Below are 17,662 nucleotides of genomic sequence, written 5' to 3'. Positions count from 1 at the left end.
TCGGCACGATAGCATTACTGATGACGACCGCTCCAGCGGTCGCACGTGATGCCGACCACCGCACCTATCATCTTCCCGAACAGTCGCTTGCTGACGCCCTCCGTGCCGTCGCCGTGCAGACAGGCCGCAATGTCGTTGCGCCCGCTGACCTTGTCGAAGCAAAGCGCGCGCCCGCGCTAGACGGAGATTTTTCGATCAAGGCGGCGGTTTCGGCATTGCTGGCAGGCACCGGGCTGCGCGCGAAGTCGGTTGCAGGCGGCGTTGTCATCCAGCGTGTCGATAGGTCACCGCCGGGTGCGCTGCCGAACGACGAAGCCGCTTCGGATATCGTCGTCACCGGTTCTCGCATTCGCGGTGCTCCAGTCGCATCGACCGTCATCACCCTCGGTCGTGACAGTATAAGGAGTGCCGGCCAAGCAAATCTCGCCGACGTCGCGCGCACCTTGCCGCAAAGCTTCGGCGGCGGTCAAAATCCCGGGATCGGCTTCGACGTCCCGGAGGCAAACGGCGCCGATGTGGGCGGCGGGTCTTCGATCAATCTGCGCGGTCTCGGCAGCGATGCGACGCTGACGCTGCTCGATGGTCACCGCCTGTCCTACAGCGCCGCCAAGCAAAGTGTCGACATCTCGGCCATTCCGTTCGGCGCGGTTGATAGGATCGAGATCGTGCCGGATGGCGCGTCGGCGCTGTTCGGCTCGGATGCCGTCGCGGGCGTCGTCAACGTCATCTTGCGCCATGATTTCGACGGGCTGGAGACCGGCGCGCGGGTCGGAGCGGCGACCGATGGCGGCCTTTTTCAACAGCAATATGATGCGACAGCGGGGAAGCAATGGGAGTCGGGCGGCGCACTAATTGCTTATGAATATGCCAGCAACACTCAGATCGAAGCACGTCAGCGCGACTATGCGGCGGGTCGCTCGCCCGGCCTGACGCTCTATCCAAGCTTGCGCCATCATAGTGCGGCGCTGGTTGCTCATCAGGACATTGCGCCCGGATTGACGTTCGCGCTCGACGGGCTGTTCAACCAGCGCTGGGCCGACCAGACTTTCCCCCTCAACTTTGCAGGCGATCTCTCGATCAGTCGCGGTAGGTCGTTCACGATCGCGCAGTCCTTTGGCCTTGCACCATCAGTCACGTTGGCCTTGCCGGCAGAATGGCAGGCGTCGCTCTCAGGTAGCTATGGTCGGGATCGTGTCACTTATGGCGGGGAATTGTTCTTCGGCACGACGCGCGTCGATCCGGGGAGCGGAACGTACCGCAACCGCGAGCAAAATGTCGAGCTATCCGGCAACGGGCGGCTGCTCAGCCTGCCCGGTGGAACAGCCAAACTGGCATTCGGGGCAGGGTATCGTCGAACCGCGTTCGCGCGCGTCACGGGGTCCGTCAGTCAGGATATCGACCGAGCGCAGAGCAGTTATTATGCCTTCGGGGAACTCAGCCTTCCGCTGATTTCCTCTGCACAGGGCATCGCGTTCGTCAATCAGCTAAGCCTGAGTGCCGCCGTTCGTTATGAGCGCTACCCCGGCGTCGGCAAGGTCGCTACGCCAAAGCTTGGACTGATCTACGCACCGACCCCGGATTTTGACATCGAGGCGAGCTGGGGACGCTCGTTCCGCGCCGCGACCCTGTATCAGCAATATCAGCCGCGATCGGTGTATCTGGTCGGTGCCTCGTCCGTCGGGGGTAGCGCAACGGTGCCCGGTACGACCGCGTTGCTCGTCGTCGGCGGCAATACGGCGCTCAAGCCCGAACGATCGTCGAATTGGTCGGCGACCCTCGATCTGCATCCGCGCGCTATCGAGGGCCTGAAGCTCGAACTCAGCTATTTCTCGGTCGATTATGCCGATCGGATCGTGACCCCGATCGCCTTCACCTCGACCGCTCTGAGCGATCCCGCCAATGCCAGCTTCGTGGCGCGAGCGCCGAGCGGTGCCGCCCAAGCGGCGATCATCGCGGGCGGTGCCTCCTTCACCGACATTACCGGTGGTGCGGGCTATGATCCGACCCGGGTCATAGCAATCGTCGACAATAGCAGCGTCAATGCCGGTCGCCAGCGCGCACATGGCATCGATGCCTTGGCAAATTACAAGACGAAACTCGGCGCAAACCGTCTTAACCTGACGCTGAACGCAAGCTATCTCGTCAGCGACCAGCGGATCATCGCGACGCTTCCAGTCACGCAGCTGGCCGGTATCCTCTACAATCCACCGCATCTGCGCGGCCGGGCCGATCTCCTGTGGGAACGCGGACGTTTCGGCCTCGACACCACGGTCAATTTTATCGGATCGGTGCGCGACTCGCGCTCGACGCCTGCCGTGCATGTCGCAGGCATGATGCCGATCGACCTGACGGCACGCTATCGGGGTAAAGATGGCAAGGGGATTTTCGGCGGGATCGACATCACGCTGTCCATCCAGAACGTGCTCAACGACAAGCCGACGCCGATCGCAACATCGTTATTCTACGACACCCCCTACGATTCGACCAACTACTCGCCGTTCGGCCGCGTCATCAGCCTCTCGGTCACGAAGAAATGGTGAGCCGCCACGTCTTGGTGCTCGCTGCGATCACCACGTTGGTCGTCGCAAGACCTGCGTTCGCCGCTTGCGGAGACATCTTGCCCGCGCCTGTCCCCTCCGGCGCGATGCGCGATATCACACCGCACGATCTCGCAACGCTTCGCGACATCGGCCATCCCGACGCCGAAGACGACGAAACCAGTCCGATCGCGATTTCGCCAGACGGTCGACACCTGAGTTTCGTGATCAACCGGGGAGATCCCGACAACAATACGATCTGCCGTGCCCTGGTCATCGTGGCACTCGACGGTCGATCCGCGCCGCGCGTGATCGACCGGGGCGGGGAACTGCCGCTGGTGAAGGGGGTCTACCGCGGCATGTACGTCACCACCGGTTTCCCCGATGTGGTCGTGCCAGCCTGGTCACCCGATGGGCGGTGGGTCGGGTATCTGAAACGGCTTCAGGATCGCACGCAGGTTTGGCGGGCAAAGACAGACGGCACCGGTGCCGAGCCCATCACGAGCGCTGCGAGCGACGTCGAGGCGTTCACCTGGTCCGCCGATGGCCAAAGCGTGATCTACACCAGTCGACCGGGTGTCGTCATCGGCGAGCGGCGGCTCGATACGGAATCCCGTAGCGGCTATCTCTATGACGACCGTGTCAGCCTCGACGTGACGTCGCGTCCAAGTCTGAAAGCGTCGGATGTCCCGCTCGTCGCGTCGGTCGTCGATCTGGCGTCGGCGCGCGTCCATGTGGCAGGCGCGGACGAGCGGGCCCTTCTATCGCCCACAGCGCCAGCCGGTAATCCGGTCTACCGCACGACCAAGTCGACAGACGGCGACTATGCCTGGACAGAGCCATCCGGCAATAATCCGCTTGGACCAAACCGACTATGGGTCACGCGTCGCGCAGGGGCACGAACGCTGTGCAGCAACAAGGCGTGCCACGGCGGCATCCTGAATATCTGGTGGGATGCCAAAGCTCGGACCCTGGTGTTCCTGCGCCGCGAGGGCTGGAACAAGGAAGAGACCGCGCTGTATCGGTGGACGCCAGACAGCGGCAACATCGCATCAATCTTGCGGACGAAGGACAGTTTGATCGGCTGCACGCGCACTGCAGACCTGCTTTTGTGTGGACGCGAGAACGCGACGACACCGCGTCGCCTGGTGGCAATTGATCTCTCGACTGGCACCGACCGGTTGCTATTCGACCCAAACCCCGAATTTGCGCACATCCGGTTGGGATCGGTCGAGCGGTTGCGCTGGAGCAACGATCGCGGTCTGCCCGCCTGGGGTGATTTGGTCTTGCCGCCCGGCTATGACGGCAAGAGCAAGCTGCCGATGGTGGTTGTCGTCTATTTCAGCCGTGGGTTTCTGCGCGGCGGCGTCGGCGACGAATATCCGATTTTCGCTTTGGCAGCGAAAGGCTTCGCGGTCCTGAGCTTCGAGCGGCCGCCGCATATTGCGAGTATCCTTCCAAATATTCGGACATTCGATGACGTCAACGGTGCCGGTCGTCGCGACTGGGCCGAGCGCCGGAACATCCTGTCGGCCGTAACGACCGGGGTCGATCAGGTCATCGCGCGCGGGATTGCGGATCCTGCCCGGGTCGGTCTCACCGGATTGAGCGATGGCGCCGCGAACGTCGCCTTCGCACTCGTCAACACCCGTAAGTTCGCGGCCGCCGCGATCAGCACCTGTTGCGACGAACCCGTCAGTGATCTCGCGCTTGGCGGCATTGCTTGGGCGGACTGGAACCACACTGTCATGGGCTATCCGCGAATCGTCGACGACAATCGAAATTTCTGGAAACCGTTTTCGCTGGCGCAGAACGCCGCAGCGTTGGACACGCCGCTGTTGATGCAATTGGCCGACCGCGAAGCTTTGCTGTCGATCGTGACGTTCACCGCGCTTCGCGAGAGCAATAAGCCGGTCGAGCTGTACGTCTTTCCCGACGAGTACCACAACAAATGGCAACCCGCGCACCGGCTTGCGATCTACCAGCGCAATATCGACTGGTTCTCTTTCTGGCTTCAAAGTGTCGGAAGCAATGCCCCTTCAAAACGCGATCAATTCGCGCGCTGGGACGCGATGCGTCGCAAGCGCGTGGCACCTTCGCCGACAGTCGTGAACTGATCAGTCAGCCTGCGCGCGGCACCAGATTTCCGCGTCCATCAACTGCATGATGCGAACGAAATCATGGCCGCGCGTAGGTCGACGATCATCGAATGCGGTCGCTAGGGCATCGTTATCGATCACGCCGTTCGCCGCCAGGACGCCGTCAAGAAGGCAGCGGCGGATCAATTCCCGATTGGCCTCGAAAATCTCGACGACGAAACTATCGGGCGTGCCCTTGGAGCGCCGCCAAGCAATGTCGGGGGGGAGCGTGGCGGCAAATGCCCGGCGCGCGACCGCGCGGTTGTTGCCCCGCTCGAACCAAAACCAGCTCGGAATGCGCAGACAGGTTTCGATCAACGGCTGCGATACGAGCGGCGACAGGGCAGGGCGGTGACGAAACGGGTCGCCATCCTCGGCAAGTCCTTGAGCTGGTATCAGCATCGCCACATGCGCGACGCGCCCAGGGAGCGTGCCGGACGGCGGAACGCACCAAGAATGAGCAAGCGCTTCGCTCGCGCGCTGCGCCGCGGCGACCGACAGGAAGCGCAGGTCGGGCTTCCACCGATAGGCATTGTCCGGGCGTCGCGCGCGTCGCCAGGCACGATATGCTACCTGCCATGCAGAGGTGTCGGCGAGCTCTGCAATACTCGATACCAACGGCCAGAAATGCGGGCGGCCCGCGTCGTCCAGCAGACAATCGGCAGCTGGTGTCGCGGACTGCAACGAGTTGAAGACATTGTCGCCGCCGCCACCGTCTAGCACGGCATCGCAACCCAGCTCGTCCGATACCTCCGCCGCAAGCGCGAGCGTAGCCTGTTCGAAGCTACGCGCGACCGGTCGCGGCATGTCGGTTGCGGTCGATCGTAGCAGATCGATGCGGGCAAGATCGCCGAAACGTTCGACCAGGGGACACTGTAGGCGATCGGTGACCGCACGCGCAAAGTGGCGTTCGTCGCCTGTCGGATTCGCCGTGGCGACCGTTAGACAAGCGAAATCGCGTCCGGCATGATGGAGGCATGCAGCAAGCGCCGACGAGTCCAGGCCGCCGGACAAAAGAACAAGCGGGCGTCGGTACGCTGCTGTGCGCAACCGAATACTGTACCGCGCCTGATCTGCCAGTCGGTGATCGGCTTCCACGCGATCGTTAAGGCGCGACGCCTTGCCGGTAAATTTCCACGGCGACCACAGTGTCTCCGTTCGCACCATTCCCGCGTTTACGGACAGGCGCACACCACCACGCAATTCCGAAACGCCCTTGAGGCAGGTGTCAGCATTCCGAAAATCCCCTGCGACGAGATGGCGTGCAACGGCATCATAGTCCACCACGCGATCGTAAAGCCCGAGCGCTTCCAGCGTCGGAATGTCGGATGCCGCGCAAAATAGCCCGTCTCTCGAGACGAACAGACACGGCAGATCGCCGAACGGCGCGCGGACGATCGTCACGCCCGCGTCCGTGTCGAAAACGGCAATATAGCCGCCCCAATAGGCGTGGATCAGATGTCGACCCTGGCTGGCCAGCACTGTTGCCTGCGTCTCGGGCTGCAGGTTGGTCAAGGCGTCGGGTACGCCCGGCGTGAACAATGCACCGAACACCACGCCATGTTCGCCAAGCGATATATGGGGACCATCCTGCCGCGCAAAAATCGTAAGGCCTGGCCGGCTCCTGATCAGGCCCAGACCGAACCGCTCAGCCCGACGGATCGCCTCGAGATGGGATGCAGGGTTGGCATCGATCAGGATGGCGTAGCGCGTCATCTCACAAAACCAGGATTGGCGTGAACGCACGCGTGACATCGCGACGCTCGTTGACGATCACGCTGCCGAGCTGAACCCAGCAATGTGCCTTGAAGGGCTGGAGCTTGACCCCGATGAGCAGGTCCGGACGATGGCCCAACGCGATCAGGCGTCTTGCAACGGCGATCGAGCGCGGCAGGCAGCGATCATGCGCCGTGATGATCGACCCGATCCGCTGGAATGCGGCGACGACAGCTCTCGCCTCGCCGTGCGGCTCGCCGGAGGCTTCGCCCTTGCGTCGCTCAGTGCGGCGGAGGACGTAGGCGAGGCCGAACAGGCGAAGTTCGATCGGCACCGCCACCAACTGGATCATCGCTGCACCCAGACTGGATGTCGTGGGAATTATGGTCGGTGCATCGAGCAAGCTCGTCTCTGCGGCCAACGGCGCACTGCACGGCTTTGGGACAGGGCTGCCGGGCCGGAAGCGAAGCGCTCCGTTGGAAAGCAGCCGATCGAGTGCTTCGCGCTGGCGCTCGTCCGGAATGTCTTCCGCGAGGAGCACGCGAAATGCCGCTTCGCCATCGGGCGCCAGACAGAAATAGCGATCTTGACGGAGGTCAAGAAAGAGGAGCCGCCCAGCGACATCGCAGAATGAAACTTCTTCGTGGAGGGCATAGTCCATCAGTTCTTATCCGCAGATCGGCGGGCGCGGCCCTGCGGCCGCGCGCGCGCTTATTCGTCGTTGAGACCGGTTGCGGGCATGCCGAACCTGAAATCAACGATCGGACCGGTTGGACCTTTGGTTTCGACGCTTGCTGCGCCGAGGTCGATCATGTCATCTTGGCGTTCCATTGCTTTGCTCCTTCAGCACCGCCGATGTGCGGCAAGGCAAAGTCTAGGACAGGACGTGCGTATCCAAATTTTATACGCTGATTATTTGCCGATTGTTTTGGCGGCGTGATCGGCGCGCGCGAAGGTGCGCGACCTTCCGGTCGCGCACCGACACCTCAGTCCTGATGAAGACCCGTCGCGCCGAGGCCGAGCTTGGCATCGGTGATCTGGCCGACCGGGCCCTTGGTTTCGATGCTGGCTGCACCGAGTTCGATGACGTCGTCATTGCGTTCCATCGTCTTGCTCCTTGCTGAGGCCGTCGATTTGACGGCATCGCAAAGCATAAGGCGCGCTCTGGCTATCCCAATTTTATACGCTGAAAATAAGCCGATTGTTGCCGGGTCGGCATGGCTATCTCGACCGATAGAGACCGCGGACGATAGCCGCCGCTACACGACGTCGGCGCCGGTGATACGCGGCAAGGACTCGGCGTAGTCCAGAACGGTCATCGCGTTGCAGACAGTCCGCGATCGCCGCGAGTTCTTCGTCGATGTTTGCCAAAAGTCCGACCTCGATATGGCGCATTGCTGTCAGCCGGTCTGATACGGATTGGATTGCCGATGCATGTTCGGCGTTCCCAGAGCGCCTAGCGATGTGGGCAAACAAAAAGGTGGTGCGGTCGACCGGGCCGGTGTCGGGGATCGTTAGTCCGGTGGGCGAGGGCACAAGCTTTGGCCAGCACCGCAGCGCAAGGACCAACAGTTGCTCGTTATAGTCGTAGAGATCGCAAGCGCCGGGCTCGTCGATCCCCGGCACATGAAAACCGTCCCCCTTGCGGGTGTCGATCAATCCTTCGCCCGTCAGCAAATTTAGGGCCTCGCGCACGGGCGTGACGCTACTCGACAGTGTGTCGGCAAGCAGTGCTGGATCAAGTCGATCGCCCGGTCGAAACTCGTGCTCGAGCAGTGCGCGCTTGATCGAATCGTAAATTCGCTCGGCAGTAGCGCCGGAGTTCACGACCCCCGGCGCCGTTCTTGGACATAGGCAGCGATCGCCTCTTCCTGATCCGGGCGAAGCGCGTCGATCGCAGCAAGATGGTCGCAAACGTCGTCGCCGAGCAGGATCGATGGGCAACGTCCCTCGTAATTACCGAGGTTCGGTCGATGCTGTCGATATCCCACCAATGCGGCGAGTTCGGGCGAAAACCGTCGCGCAACCGGTGGCGGATAGGCGAGCCATTGGTTCTCATATGGCTTTAGCCAGCCAAGCGCATACCCCACGACGAGCCCGCGGCGCACCGTAGCGGAGCGGTTTTCCCCAGCGCCGTGCAACGCCGAGCCAAGAAAAATCAATGCTGATCCTGGTTCCATCGCCGCTGCGACGGGTTCGGCGTCCGGCCCGACGTCCAGCGCTTTGGCACCATGGCTGCGTGGCCATACCAACGTCGCACCATTGTCCGCGGTAAATTCGGTCAATGGCCAGATGACATTGACGAGGTATTCGATCTCGCCGACCGGTCCGCGCCACATGTCCTGATCGCGGTGCGGCAGTTGCGCTGGCGCACCGGGATGAACGGCGATCGCCTGGGTGACATTGAGTTGGACCGTGTCGCAATATGGCGACAGCAGTGCCTCGACCACGGAGAGGATCGTGCGGTGTTGTACGAGCGAAGCAGTGTGCTCGGACCGCGACAACAAGCGTCCGAACCGCTTTGTGGTATCGCCATAAAAGCCGCCCTGGCAGAACGGTGTCCGCTCGAACGTCGGGTCGAGATCGGTATTGAGCGCGCCGATAGTCGCGACCGGCAGTGCATTGGGGATGATGCAATATCCTTCGCTTAGTAATTCGGCGGTCCAACGTTCGACGCTGTTAGTTTGAATGTTCATGATCGTTCCTTGTCTCTCAGGCCGCGGCCAGTTCCCGGTGAGCGAGCATCGCTTGCCGGGCGCGTATCCCGGCGGCGTCGAGCAAGGCGGGCGTTTCGGGGGTGATCATGATCTGCAACGCGGCGAGGGGCGCGCCGCTCACGTTTTGTGGCAGCCCGAGCGGCACACAATGCCAGCCGAACGCGAGGATTTGCTGAAACCAGCCGAGTTCTGCGATCGCCGTGTAAGCGGAGATGCGCTGCGCGAGCGCATAATCGACCAGTGCCGCTACGAGGGTGTCGCGCGCGGCACGGCGCTCGGGCGCCCGTAGGCGGCGGTCGAGACAAAAGCGGGTGATTTCGAAAATCGCCGGACCCGTCGGCGGCACGTCTTCACACAGCTCCGGATATAGCGCGCCGAGAATGTGCGGTCGAACGGTGGGCAACAATCTCGCCGACGCCAGATGGACCCCGTCATAGTCGGTGAGCACAAGGTAGTGAGCGTGCACATCGTCGAACTGGTCGATTTCGTAGCGCCCGTCGAGGACCGGCACATTCCATTTGAGCAAGTCGACGAACACGGATTTGCGCGCGGCGAACATCGCGCGGAGTATCGCGTCGGGCATTTCGCCGGCGCTCGATCGAACGAGATGAAGCATGAAACTCTCCTTGGCTTATGCGCCAAGGTCGATCGGATACGGGCTCGGTCGCTATACCGGAAAAGGGTCATATCAGCGGCGGTAAATATCCCCGAAGGTGATCGTTCCGTCGAACAGCGCCCGGATCACCACCAATGTCCGCTTGTTTACTCCGTACTTCTGGCAGGCATGCTTGATATGGCGTGCGACCGTCTCCTCGCTCACGCCAAGAATGCGGCCAATCTCCCAATCGCCCTTGCCACGCGCCGCCCACAGCACACAATCGCGTTGGCGATCGGTCAACAGCGGCTGCGGCTCAAACTCGAAACGACGGACCGACCACACCCGTCGCGCGCCTTCGAATGCAAACACACCGACCAGCTGGGCCAACGGCAACATCGCGTACGGCATCGGATGACCGGCGGCGTTGGCGAACGAGCACGAACCACGGGCTTCGCCAGGAACATTGGTTGGGATCGTGAAGCCGTCGCCTATGCCCTGTTCGCTGCCCAAGGCCAGCATTCGGCGGTCGTGCCCGGTCAGCGGTATCATTTCTGGAATGCGCGACCAGACGAAACCCGCGCCAGTCACGTGACTGGCGCGGTGGACCGGGTCGGAAACGCCAAGCGCGTTGGCGTCGTAATAATCCGCCCATTGATCGGGATAATTGTGAAGGCGGATCGCGGTGCCGCCGCTTCGACCGATATCGACATGGTGCGACAGCGCGAAATATTCAAAGCCCATCGTTTCACAGACGGAATGGAGTGCCTGTGCGAGATCATCAGGTGTCGAGGCGGTAGCGAAGCGCCCGACAAAGTCTTCTGCGATCGTGCGCATGCCCATTGGGCATCGACCCGGCCACGGGCGGCGCCTCAAGTCGCCGTCACCCCCGCGAACGCCCCTTCCACGCTTGCTTCAGGCTCACGGCCGGATTCTCACACCGGCCGGGAGCAAATATCGAAAAGGCGCACCTTTATAGAGGCTTCCCGAGCCAACCGATATCATGACGCGGCACCTAAGTCGAATATATTGCGGATATATTGCGCTTCGCCTTTGGGGGAAGGTCGCGCCAGTCCGAATGGATTTTCGGAACGCTTTCCGCCGTGACGCAGGACGGTTCGCACGCGACCGACGGCGGATGGCGCGACCCCGCGCCTTATGCCCGGCTACGCGGTATCGATCGCGCGGGCTTGATGTGGGAATGGCTCCGTCGCGACCGCGACTATGTCGCCTGGTACACGAAGGCGACCACCGCGACACGCGGCGTTGCGACCGCTCGCCCGGTTCACGATCCTGTCCAATGGGGGATCCACTTTCGCCGAGAATCCGGAGCGCGCCGCGCCGGACGCCCGGATCCTTTGGCATGCCGAACTCGATCCGGGAACGCTCCCGGTCATCAGCGAACGCTCTGGTCCGGACGCAGCTGAAGCGATCGATCCGGCCGAGCTTGCGCCCTGGCTGACCGTCGCTGCGGACCCGGCAGGTGGCGAACATGCCGTCCTGTCTGATGGACTGCATCATATCCGCCTCGACGTTGAGGTCGGCAGTCTGATCGCCCCGGGGCCTGTCGTCTTGCACTATCGTTTGAGTGGCATCTCGACCGCGGCTCGTAGAATTCTGCCGCTGCGGCGCCTGCTGCATTTCTTTCGGCACCGGCGGTTCGCAGCGACGCTCTATCCGGTCGACCCGCGCATGGACCGCTTCATTCTGCTCCTGCGGGTGAGCGATGGGTTGGCGGCGGGCGCCAGCCACCGCGAAATCGCGCGCGTAGTGTTCGGCCAGGAGCGTGTCGATCGGCAGTGGGACGGATCGAGCGATGCGCTCAGGTCGCAGGTCAGGCGTCTGGTCGTCGATGCACGGGCCATGGCGGCCGGGGGATATCGCCAGATGCTGTCGGGGTCTCGATGATCGGTTGTCGGCGTTGGATCTGACGCCTCGTCCGCTGGTCGCTGACGAGCGCGCTCTATGGCTCGGCCGAGACCTCGCCCCCGAGCTCCGCTGCGCGGGTCTCGGCCTGGCGGTGACGATCGCTGGCGCGGGCGCGCTATCGCTTGCCTGAGGGAGCGGGGCTGATGACGCACACCGCCGTCGCGCTTCGCTCACGGCGGGGTGCGACGCCTTCGGATTGCCCCGCGGGCGCTCCGGCTCGGGCGGGCGGACGGTGCGCCCGGTTTCTCAGCCGCTCGGCGGCGTTCCGCCACGTCGCTGCTGGCGAAGCCCGACCCAGCACCTCTTGCCGCCCGCTTCGCCGGGGTGCCGGTGTTTGATGGGGCGGCCGAGCCGCCGATCGATGCGGACGCCGCGCTGGCGCGCGGCGGCGTTGGATTGGCCTTCCCGGGCAAGCGCGGGTGGGCGGCGCTCCCGGCTAGGCCCGCCAGCGTCGCCCGCAAGCCGGGCTTCGCCCGGCTCCTTCACTGCGTTGCGGCCTCACGGTGCCGGCGCCACTTGCGGCGGGCCTCTTGGTCGCCAGGTGCCGCCCACCCCCGCTTTCCGGGGAGGCCTTGTGGGTTTTTCGGGTGGCGATGGAGGCGATGTATGCCTGTCCCAACCAGCCGTGGCCCGAAGACCGGGGGTCGAATGTCCGCATGCAAGGGCAAGAGCATCGGCACTCGCGGGCGTGGCACTGGCAGTAATCGTGCAGCACGGGTCGGCGAGGGGAAAAGCGCGGCGGGGGCTCGGGCGAGGATAGGGGCAGGGGCAGGGGCGGGGTCGCTCCCGGCAGCCGCGCCGCGCGCCAGCCTTTACGACGAGGTCACCGCGCGGATCGTCGCGGAACTCGAAGCGGGGCGCGTGCCGTGGGTGCAGCCATGGGGAGCGACCGGTGCCCCCGGATGCTTGGGTGGCACCGCGCCGGGCGGAACCGGCCAAGGTTCTGACGATGCGCAGCATCGGTGGAATGCCGGTGTAGGGCTCCCGCGCAACGCGCTTACCGCGCGATCCTATTCCGGGATCAACGTTCTGATGCTGTGGGGCGCGGTGATCGAGCAGGGCTATCCCTCGCAAGCGTGGCTGACGTTTAAACAGGCGATCACGGCGGGCGGTGCGGTGCGCAAGGGCGAGCGCGGCACGACCATCGTCTATGCCGACCGCTTCGTGCCGCGCCAGCAGCGTGACGCGGCAGTCCGGGGGATTGCTTCACCCGGTAGCGGCGACACGGCGAAGCCGCTTGAAACCGGCGAAAGCGCAAGCACTGTGGCGTTCCTCAAACGCTTCACCGTGTTCAACGTCGCGCAGTGCGAGGGTTTGCGTCGCGGCCTCGCGCCCGAGCCGGTGCCGCTTCCCGAGCGCGAGATCGTCCCGGTCGCCGAGGACGTGATCGCGGCGAGTGGTGTGACCTTTCACGTCGGCGGCGACCAAGCCTTTTACATGCCGTCGCGCGACGTGGTGCAAGTGCCGCCGCAACCCGTCTTTCATGACCAGATCAATTTCTATCGCACCGTCTTGCACGAGCTGACCCATAATGCCGCGATCCGGATTATGCCGCATGGCCTCTGCTGGAGACTGGATAGCCCGGCATTGGCCATGCGGCTGTTCGGCATAATCAGAGCCCTTCCAAGAACGCGAGCAGGGTATCATCAGGCCGGAACCGGCCTGACGGCGTGGCTGGCGCAGCAACGCGAGCGAGCGCCTTTTCTTTCATCCGCATGTCGGCATGGATGTAGATCTGGGTGGTCTCGACGTTCTCATGACCCAGCCAGAGCGCGATCACCGCTGGATCGACGCCGTGGTGGAGAAGGTCCATCGCCGTGCTGTGGCGCAGCGTATGTGGCGTAACCCTCTTGGTGCCGATGCTCGGGCACGCGCGCGATGCCGTCAGGCAGTGCTTGCGGACCAGATGCTCGAGAGCATCGCGGCTCAGCCGTTCGCCCCGGATCGACGGGAACAGCGGCCTGTTCTCACCCCTATTGCCGATCCACGCCGCCAGCAGCTTAGCTGTTTCGCGGCGAAGCGGCGTCGCACGCTCCTTCCGGCCCTTGCCCATGCAGCGGATGTGCGCGCCGCTCCCGAGCACAACGTCACCCAGGGTGAGGCCGACCAGTTCGGAGGCCCGCAGACCGGTCTGGACCGCGAGCAGCAGCAGCGCATGATCGCGCCGCCCCGCCCATGTCGTGCGATCCGGTGCCGCCAGCAACGCCGCCATCTCGTCGGCGTCGAGGAACGTGACCGTCCGCTTCACATAGCGCTTGTTGGGCATGGCGAGGATGCGCTGGCAGTGCAGCAACCAGGTCGGATCGCTCATCGCGACGTAGCGGAAGAACGATCGGATCGCGGCAAGCCGGGTGTTGCGGCTGCGCGCACTGTTACCCCTCGCCGTCTCGGTATGGACGAGGAAGTCGGCGACGAGATCGGCGTCGAGATCCTCGACCGTGAGCTTGACCGGCGGCTTTCCGCATCGAGCACTCGCATACCGCAGCAACAGCCGGAACGTGTCGCGATAGCCCGCGACTGTGTGTGGACTCGCTTCCAACTGGACGCACAACCGGTCGGTGAAGAAGCGCTGGATCAGCGCGGACAAGGCGGCGGCGCTCATTGCACTGCCTCCCGGCCATCGGCAGTGGCCCGCGCCATCGCCAGGTCGAGCAGCTCCGGGACCGCTTCCAGATACCAGTATGTGTTGGAGGGCTTGCTATGGCCCAGATAGGTCGTCAACCGGATCATCTCGCGTGCCGGGTCTTTGCCGGAGCGATACCAGTCGATCATCGTTTTTACCGCGAAGCTGTGGCGAAGATCGTGGATGCGCGGTCCCCGGCCATGCTTGCCATAGGGCTGGTGCGCTCGAAGGCCGATCTGCTGGCAGGCCTGCGCGAAGTTGTATCGGGCGGCACAGTCGGTGAGACGGGTGGTCCGGTCGATGACGAACAGCGGCTTGGCCGGGCATCCGATCAGCCGGTCGCGGTCGGCAAGATAGTCGATCAGCCGGATGGCGACGCTCGGGTCGAGCGGCAACAGCCGCTCCTTGCCGAGCTTGCCTTGCCGGACGCGCAGCACGCCGTCGTCGGCATCGAGGTCGTCACGATCGAGCGCCAGCGCCTCGCTGATCCTCAAGCCGGTGACCGCGATGAGCCCGAACAGCGTCGAACAGGTCAGCCCTCGCAGGCCATAGACGGATGGCAGCTCCCTTGCCGCCGCGATTATCGCTCCGATCTCGATGTCGGTGTAGATGTGCGGGCGCGACCGCTGGATGGCACCCGGGAGCAGCCCCCGCGGCGGCGCTTCATGCGCTGGATCGAAGCTGCTCAGCCATTGCGCGAACAGGCGCACGACGCTGAGCCTTGCCGCCCTGGTCCCGCTACAGGCGTCGGCCAGTGTGGCGTGCCAGCGCAGGAACAGCGCCGTGTCGATGTGGGCGGTGCCTTCGCCATCGGCGAACCGGGTAAAGCGGCGCAGGATGCGCTCGCTGGTGCCAAGGTCGTAGCCGAGGCTGCGCCGCACGCTCAGATAGCGGTCGAGCTGGGAGGTGAGGCTCATAGCGTGCCTCCCGTCACCGGCCAGGGCTGTGCGATCGACCGCAACCCGTCGATGTCGAGGCGGGCATATATCATCGTCGATGACCGCGAGCGGTGCCGCAGCACATCGCCCACCTCGTCGAGCGACGCGCCCGTGTTCACCAGTTGGGTCGCAAGGCTATGACGCAGCAGGTGCGATCCCACATAGGGTGTCACGGGCTTCTGGCCGGTCGCAGCCAGGGCACCTTTCAGGATGTCATTGACGATCTGGCTGTTCTTGAAGGGCCGATGCGGCGCACGCTGGGTGACGAACATCGCGCGGCAACTCGCCGGTCCTCGCTCTTCCCGAAGATACTGGCTCACCGCGTCGCCTACCTCCGGCGTGATCGGCATCCGGTCGTGCAGCTGTCCCTTGCCACGCACCATCAGTTCGCCCGCACGCCAGTCGATATCGTCGAGCTGCATCGCGATAACCTCGACCGCGCGCAGCCCGAGCCGGGCCATCAGCAGCAGCATCGCATAGTCACGCGCACCGTGCCGGTGATTGTCGCGGACAGAGGCGAGCACGGCCTCGACGCCATCAGGCGACAAGTGGCGCGGCAGTCGCGCGGCCCAGCGCTTCGCCGTTCTCGGCACGCTCAGCGCCAGATTGGTCGCGGTCGCCCCGCAGCTGAACAGGTATTGCAGGAAGATGCGGACATGGGTCGCGATCGTCTTGTCGCGCCGCGCCCCCGCCAGCACATGCTCGATGAAGCCGACCGCATCGGCGGGACGCAAGCGACCCGGATCGATCATCGCATCGCCGAAGCGATAATCGAGAAGCCGGTGGGCGAAGCGCAGCGTGTGGTAGATCGTGCGCGGGCTGAGGCCTCGCTGCTTGACGAGATAGGTCTCGAAGTCCGCCAGCAACGCCGCACGCGCGATCTCGGCCTCCGTCATCGGCACCGGTTGCGCCACGCCGATATCGACCAAGTGCTGGACGAACCGGCGCGCGATGGTCTCGAGGCGTATCGTGTTCTTTCGTTCCCTTGGAAGGTCGCGCGTCAGCGGCTCGACGCGGTCGAGTGTTACCGACGAGGGCGCGATACCCGCTTCGTCCAGCACCGCGCCGAACTTCCTCACCAGACACCGATAAGCAACGATCGTCCGGGCTTTGTAATTCTCTGCGGCATATGTCTGCTCGAATGCCGCCAGATACGGCTCGACGCAGGTCTTCAGGTTTTCGGACATGATCTTCGTGCTCCATGTTGTAGGAGCGCCAAAGATTATGCCGAATGGGCCGCACGTAATCATGCCGCCACCCGCGCCATCTCGATAGCACGCGGCATAATCCGGATCGCGGCATTATGGCCATTATGCCGATATCGGCATAACGGTCACGCGACCGGCCACCCATCGAGGCTCGACCGTAAGCTGGTGAGCGCGTTCGGATCCAAGGATTACGCGCGGGAGGAACTGGTCGCCGAAATGGGGTCGGCCTTCCTGTGTGCCGCGCTCGGCATCGTGCCGACCGTGCGCCATGCCGACTATCTGGCGTCGTGGCTCGACGTGTTGCGTGAAGATAATCGCGCGATCTTCCGCGCCGCATCCGCTGCCAGCAAGGCGGCGGACTGGTTGCTCGCGCGGCGGTCCTGCGCCGGAGACGTTCGAGCGGGCGAGGCCGAGCCCGAGCGCCTTGGCGTAGCGGCATGATGCCCGCCACATCCGTCCTTTCGATGGCGACGCCCGCGCCAGCGTTCGCCTTCGAGGCCACTGCAATCGGGCTGCAATCGCTCGTTCCCGGCGTCGCGCCGATCACCCCCGCCGACCGCCTTGCCGCGCGCGCTGCCGCACCGCTCGAACCGAAGAAGCCGCAGCGTCCCTGCGACTTGCCGGTCCTGAGCGCCTGCCCTGCGGGCAGTCGAAGGGGCCTGTTCGACCTGAACGCCCGCAACCAACTCGATCTGTTCCAGCCAAGGGACCTTTGATCATGGATTTGCTCACCCCAGACCTTCGTCTCGCGCTCATCGCCAATGCGGCGGCGATGACCGCCGCCCAGCGCGGCTGCACGCGCGAACCGGACCCCGCGCCGGTTGTCAAATTCTTCAATCCGTTGGGGGCCGCGACATGGCTCGCGACCGAACTCGATGGCGATGGTGATACGCTGTTCGGTCTTGCCGACCTTGGGTTCGGATGCCCCGAACTCGGCAGCTTTTCGCTCCGCGAAATTGCCGCAGTGCGCTTGCCCTACGGTCTCGCCATCGAGCGCGACGAACATTTTTCGAGCGTCGTGCCGTTGTCGCTATGGGCCGATGTCGCGCGCGGTTCCGGGTCGATCATCCGTACCGAGGCGCTGCTGCGCGACCCCGACGCGCGGCTGCGCGCTGCGCTCGACGTCTTCAATGCCGCCCCGGTTCCCCGAGACTTCGCCAAGGACGCAGAACTTCCGCCATCCGGTTCGGATGGCGGCTGAGGGTGCCCATCGGCGTATCCCGTCGATGCAGCCCTGACGCAGCGGGCGCGACTCGCCCGC

16 protein-coding genes and 3 pseudogenes are annotated in these 17,662 nt (G+C 64.0%); 8 read left to right on the top strand and 11 right to left on the bottom strand.

Annotated features, from left to right (window positions below; genetic code table 11):
- Positions 1–20: 20 nt before the first annotated feature.
- Both ACVWYO_RS21365 and ACVWYO_RS21360 read left to right on the top strand, forming a co-directional pair.
- A complete protein-coding gene (locus tag ACVWYO_RS21365) occupies positions 21–2,540 on the top strand; it encodes a TonB-dependent receptor domain-containing protein (RefSeq protein ID WP_457354272.1) in 2,520 nt (839 codons plus the stop codon).
- 14 nt (positions 2,541–2,554) lie between these two features.
- On the top strand, positions 2,555–4,654 hold the full coding sequence (locus ACVWYO_RS21360) for an Atxe2 family lasso peptide isopeptidase (protein WP_457354270.1): 2,100 nt from the start codon (positions 2,555–2,557) through the stop codon (positions 4,652–4,654).
- Here ACVWYO_RS21360 and ACVWYO_RS21355 read toward each other — a convergent pair whose 3' ends face one another.
- From ACVWYO_RS21355 to ACVWYO_RS21320, 8 genes are all read right to left on the bottom strand, one after another.
- Positions 4,655–6,391 (bottom strand): asparagine synthase-related protein, encoded by a 1,737-nt coding sequence (locus ACVWYO_RS21355; protein WP_457354268.1) that lies wholly within the window; start codon positions 6,389–6,391, stop codon positions 4,655–4,657.
- A gap of 1 nt (position 6,392) precedes the next feature.
- Complete coding sequence (locus tag ACVWYO_RS21350; protein ID WP_457354267.1) at positions 6,393–7,052, bottom strand: lasso peptide biosynthesis B2 protein; 660 nt, start codon at positions 7,050–7,052, stop codon at positions 6,393–6,395.
- Positions 7,053–7,102: 50 nt separating this feature from the next.
- Positions 7,103–7,222 (bottom strand): benenodin family lasso peptide, encoded by a 120-nt coding sequence (locus ACVWYO_RS21345; protein ID WP_457354265.1) that lies wholly within the window; start codon positions 7,220–7,222, stop codon positions 7,103–7,105.
- Between the two features lie 155 nt (positions 7,223–7,377).
- Positions 7,378–7,497, bottom strand: coding sequence for a benenodin family lasso peptide (locus tag ACVWYO_RS21340; RefSeq protein ID WP_457354263.1), 120 nt, complete (start codon positions 7,495–7,497; stop codon positions 7,378–7,380).
- A 115-nt stretch (positions 7,498–7,612) separates the two neighbouring features.
- Entirely contained in the window at positions 7,613–8,218 is a 606-nt protein-coding gene (locus tag ACVWYO_RS21335) for a GntR family transcriptional regulator (protein WP_457354261.1), read from the bottom strand.
- Positions 8,215–9,087, bottom strand: coding sequence for a phytanoyl-CoA dioxygenase family protein (locus ACVWYO_RS21330; RefSeq protein ID WP_457354260.1), 873 nt, complete (start codon positions 9,085–9,087; stop codon positions 8,215–8,217). Before ACVWYO_RS21330 ends, ACVWYO_RS21335 begins: the two co-directional genes overlap by 4 nt.
- Positions 9,088–9,103: 16 nt before the next feature.
- Entirely contained in the window at positions 9,104–9,691 is a 588-nt protein-coding gene (locus ACVWYO_RS21325) for an acyl-homoserine-lactone synthase (protein WP_457354258.1), read from the bottom strand.
- Positions 9,692–9,796: 105 nt separating this feature from the next.
- A complete protein-coding gene (locus ACVWYO_RS21320; protein ID WP_457354256.1) occupies positions 9,797–10,540 on the bottom strand; it encodes a helix-turn-helix transcriptional regulator in 744 nt (247 codons plus the stop codon).
- Positions 10,541–10,896: 356 nt separating this feature from the next.
- Here ACVWYO_RS21320 and ACVWYO_RS21315 point away from each other — a divergent pair.
- The 3 genes and pseudogenes from ACVWYO_RS21315 to ACVWYO_RS21305 all read left to right on the top strand — a co-directional run.
- Positions 10,897–10,962, top strand: a pseudogene (locus ACVWYO_RS21315) (transcriptional regulator domain-containing protein); the annotation flags it as partial.
- A gap of 7 nt (positions 10,963–10,969) precedes the next feature.
- A complete protein-coding gene (locus ACVWYO_RS21310; protein ID WP_457354254.1) occupies positions 10,970–11,611 on the top strand; it encodes a DUF2285 domain-containing protein in 642 nt (213 codons plus the stop codon).
- A gap of 777 nt (positions 11,612–12,388) precedes the next feature.
- Positions 12,389–13,477, top strand: a complete 1,089-nt coding sequence (locus ACVWYO_RS21305; RefSeq protein ID WP_457355092.1) for an ArdC family protein — start codon at positions 12,389–12,391, stop codon at positions 13,475–13,477.
- Here the strand turns inward: ACVWYO_RS21305 and ACVWYO_RS21300 are convergent.
- From ACVWYO_RS21300 to ACVWYO_RS21290, 3 genes and pseudogenes are all read right to left on the bottom strand, one after another.
- Positions 13,359–14,234 (bottom strand): annotated as a pseudogene (locus ACVWYO_RS21300) (tyrosine-type recombinase/integrase); the annotation flags it as partial. The gene ACVWYO_RS21305 and the pseudogene ACVWYO_RS21300 overlap by 119 nt on opposite strands.
- Positions 14,231–15,172 carry a tyrosine-type recombinase/integrase gene (locus tag ACVWYO_RS21295; RefSeq protein WP_457354253.1) on the bottom strand — a complete coding sequence of 314 codons (942 nt, stop codon included), beginning with the start codon at positions 15,170–15,172 and terminating at the stop codon, positions 14,231–14,233. The pseudogene ACVWYO_RS21300 and the gene ACVWYO_RS21295, both read right to left, overlap by 4 nt.
- Positions 15,169–16,380, bottom strand: coding sequence for a tyrosine-type recombinase/integrase (locus ACVWYO_RS21290; RefSeq protein ID WP_457354250.1), 1,212 nt, complete (start codon positions 16,378–16,380; stop codon positions 15,169–15,171). Before ACVWYO_RS21290 ends, ACVWYO_RS21295 begins: the two co-directional genes overlap by 4 nt.
- 144 nt (positions 16,381–16,524) lie before the next feature.
- On the opposite strand from ACVWYO_RS21290, the pseudogene ACVWYO_RS21285 reads away from it, so the two are divergent.
- The 3 genes and pseudogenes from ACVWYO_RS21285 to ACVWYO_RS21275 form a co-directional block, all read left to right on the top strand.
- A pseudogene (locus tag ACVWYO_RS21285) lies at positions 16,525–16,842 on the top strand (zincin-like metallopeptidase domain-containing protein); the annotation flags it as partial.
- Positions 16,842–17,117, top strand: coding sequence for a hypothetical protein (locus tag ACVWYO_RS21280; RefSeq protein ID WP_457354248.1), 276 nt, complete (start codon positions 16,842–16,844; stop codon positions 17,115–17,117). The pseudogene ACVWYO_RS21285 and the gene ACVWYO_RS21280, both read left to right, overlap by 1 nt.
- 2 nt (positions 17,118–17,119) lie before the next feature.
- Entirely contained in the window at positions 17,120–17,602 is a 483-nt protein-coding gene (locus ACVWYO_RS21275) for a DUF2958 domain-containing protein (RefSeq protein ID WP_457354247.1), read from the top strand.
- The last annotated feature ends 60 nt before the right edge of the window (positions 17,603–17,662 follow it).

Source organism: Sphingomonas sp. UYP23 (genome assembly GCF_054059235.1).
This window is presented reverse-complemented; position numbering and strand designations above follow the sequence as displayed.